A 2315-nucleotide genomic window follows, 5' to 3' on the forward strand; every position below is an offset into this window, starting at 1 on the left:
CCGCGGCCGCCGCCCGCGCCACCAGCTCGGGGCGGGCGGACACGTTCGAGCCGACCACGAAGAACGTCGCGCGGGCGTTCGCGCGTCGCAGCTCGTCCAGCAGGCGGGAGGTGTCCGGGCCGGGTCCGTCGTCGAACGTCAGCGCCACGCACTTGGCCACCCTGCAGTCCACACGCCCGGACGTGTTGGCGGCCTCCGGGGTGCGCGTGCCCCGCATGAGGCGTGGCTGGGCGGCGAGGGACGCGGCGCGGGCGCGACGGCCGAGGTCGGACAGCAGCGGCTCGAACTCCGAGGCGGACAGCGCGACCGCCACCCGGCCGGGCGCGGCCGGGGCCACCGAGTGGTCGCTGAACTCCACGACCAGGTCGCCGTCGGCGTTGAACGCCATGGACGCGAAGGTCGCGGGGTCGGAGGTGACGCGCTCGGGGTCGGCCTTGGCCTCGATCCGCGCCCGCACCCGCTCGGCGAGGCGGTCCAGCCCGGACCCGTCCCGCACCAGGGCGGCCGAGTCGACGGCCCGTCCGGTGCGGCCGTCGTACCAGTACGTGCGGCGGGTCTCGCCCGTCCCGGCGCCCTGGGACTTCCAGCTCGTGAGCCGGACGCCCACGACGTTCGCGGACGCGGCGGTGAGCGTCCACTGCACGTTCAGCTCCGGGACGAGGGTTCCGGGCGCGTCCCGGCCGCTTCCGGTCTCCCGTTCGTACGGGTCGGCGAGGTCGTCCACGGCCTGGGCGAGCCGGTCGGTCAGCGGCCGTGCGCCCGGCACCACGGGGTAGGCGGTGAAGAGGCGGCGGCGCGTGTCCTCCTCGGCGCGGGTGACCGTCCGCAGCCCGGCGACGGTCGCGGGGTCCACCGCGTTCGGCAGGGTGGGGTCGGACCCGCCTTCGGAACGCGCGGCCTCCCGTCCGCCGCCGCCCGTGCCCGCGCAGCCCGTCGCCGCCGCGCCGAGCAGCAGCCCCACCGCGAGGACGGCCGCCCCACCGCGCCGCCGCACGGGCCCACCGGCGAGCCCACGCGTGGGCCGCGGCACCGGCCACCACGCGGGCCGCAGCACAGGTCGCCCCAGAGGCCGCACGCCACTCCCACCAGCCAAAATCCCGACTAATCAGACAGAACGGCAGACTAGGGCGGACAGGGAGGGGGTGGCCCCCTTTCTGGACGGTCATGAACCAGGTTTGCCCCATCGCCGATTCTCCTTTACCTCCCCTTGACCTCCTTATGGCTCTGGCCCTACCGACCGCGGCTCTGTCATCGTGTGACGGTCGGGGGAATCCGCACGGACGGGCGGAGCTCGGGAACGCAGGGTGATCGCCATGGCGGGTCGGCCACTGGGACCGGACGATCCGGTGCGCGTCGGCGCGTACCGGATCGAATCCAAGATCGGCGAGGGCGGGATGGGGGCGGTCTACCTCGGCCGCGCCGAGGACGGCCGCCGCGTCGCGGTGAAGGTCGTCCGGCCCGAGCTGGCCGGGGACGCGGCGTTCCTCGCGCGCTTCCACGACGAGGCCGTCAACGCCGAGCGGGTCGCCTCGTTCTGCACCGCCAAGGTCCTCGAACACGGCGAGGACCTGGGGCTGGCGTACCTGGTCACCGAGTACATCGAGGGCCCGTCGCTACTGCAGCACATGAACCAGCAGGGGCCGCTCGGCGAGGGCATGGTGACCGGCGTGGCGGTCGGCGTGGCCACGGCGCTGGTCGCGATCCACGGGGCGGGCATCGTGCACCGCGACCTCAAGCCGAGCAACGTGCTGCTGTCGCTGACCGGGCCGCGCGTCATCGACTTCGGGATCGCCCGGGCGCTGGACGTCGCCGTCTCGCACACCCGCACCGGCCAGGTCGTCGGCACCCCCGGCTACATCGCGCCCGAGCAGGTCAGCGGGCAGAGCGTGACCCCCGCCGTGGACGTGTTCGCCTGGGGCTGCCTGATCGCCTACGCCGCCAGCGGGCACAACCCGTTCGGCCGGGGCTCGTTCGAGATCATGATCGCGCGGTCCCTGCACGCCGAGCCCGACCTCGGCGCGCTCACCGCCGAACCGCTGGCCGGGCTGGTCCGGCGGGCGCTCGCCAAGGACCCCGGCCGGCGGCCGAGCGCGCAGGACCTGCTGCTCGGGCTGGTCGGCGGCGTGTCCGAGTCCGCCGTCTCCACCACGCTGAACGAGGCGTGGGACGAGCCGCCGCCCCCGAGTCCGCCGTCACCGCGCCCTTCTAGACCGCAGCCGCAGCGGCCGCCCGGGGACCGCCGGATCGTCCCCGCGCCGACCCCGCCGCCGGGGCCGTCCGGCGCGGCCGGAGAGTCCGCCCAGGCGACGCCCGAG

At 75.4% G+C, this 2315-nt stretch carries 2 protein-coding genes; one reads left to right on the plus strand and one right to left on the minus strand.

Going from position 1 to position 2315, the window contains the following annotated elements:
- Positions 1-994 (minus strand): polysaccharide deacetylase family protein (locus tag AB0J52_RS36850; protein ID WP_500187541.1); only part of this gene is annotated, 994 nt, incomplete at its 3' end.
- 319 nt (positions 995-1313) lie between these two features.
- Between AB0J52_RS36850 and AB0J52_RS36855 the strand changes: the two genes are divergently transcribed.
- Positions 1314-2315 (plus strand): serine/threonine-protein kinase (locus AB0J52_RS36855; protein WP_500187542.1); only part of this gene is annotated, 1002 nt, incomplete at its 3' end.

The organism is Spirillospora sp. NPDC049652, assembly GCF_040675125.1.
Lineage (GTDB): Bacteria > Actinomycetota > Actinomycetes > Streptosporangiales > Streptosporangiaceae > Spirillospora.